General features: G+C 64.7%; 1 protein-coding gene. It reads left to right on the plus strand.

From position 1 onward, the window contains the following. Positions 1–179: 179 nt before the first annotated feature. On the plus strand, positions 180–933 hold a 754-nt coding region (locus CO666_RS33405; RefSeq protein ID WP_097616203.1), incomplete at its 3' end, for an IS110 family transposase.

Here is a 933-nt window from a genome sequence, read left to right on the forward strand (position 1 = left end):
GCCCCCTTGCATGTTCAAACTGCATCCGATGTTTGATGATGGGTGCGACCCCTGGGGGATGGCCATCCCCCAGGGGTCGGACGGGCGGGACCGTAACCCCCTTGGCTTGAACCGGGGATGAGCCTGGTCCGCCCGTCCTTCGCGTTTGTCCTGAACAGATAATGGGGAACATGTCCCGCATGCAAGGCAAGGTATCGTCCGAACGCACGGCGATGACGACAATTTATGTCGGTATCGATGTCTGTAAAGAGTGGCTGGACATTCATCTGCATCCTCTCGGCCGCAGTTTTCGGGTGACCAACGACACGGCCGGCCTGCGCCGCCTCAAGCGGGAGCTCGATGCGCTTGGCCAGACACCGTGCCAGGGGCTGCACATCGTCATGGAAGCGACCGGCAAGTGGCATCGCGCCGTCCTGCGCTCGCTGCATGCCGACGGCTTTTACGTGTCGGTCGTCGATCCGCTGCGCGCCCGGCTGTTTGCCAAGGCCTGCGGCTTTCTCGCCAAGACCGATCGGCTCGATGCGCGGCTTTTGGCCATCATGGGAGAAGCCCTCAAGCCGGCACAAACCCCGCCGCCCGACCAGGCCCTCGAAGACCTGCAGGAACTGGTCAATGCGCGCTCTGCCGCCAACGGCGAACGCACCGCCCTGTCCAACCGGATGAAGACCGCCGGGACCGCCTTCCTGCGCAAGGAACTGTCGCGAAGACTTGGCGCGCTCGACACCCATATCGCCAGACTGGACGCTGAGATCGAGCGCCGCATCTGCGCCGACCCCGCGCTATGCCACCGCCGCGATATCCTCATCTCCATTCCCGGCATCGGGGCCGTCACCGCCGCAAGCCTGATCACAGGCCTTTGCGAACTCGGCGCCTGCTCCGGCAAGCAGGCCGCCATGCTCGCCGGCCTTGCGCCGCTTGCCTGCGAAAGCGGTG

Source organism: Rhizobium chutanense, assembly GCF_002531935.1.
GTDB lineage: Bacteria > Pseudomonadota > Alphaproteobacteria > Rhizobiales > Rhizobiaceae > Rhizobium > Rhizobium chutanense.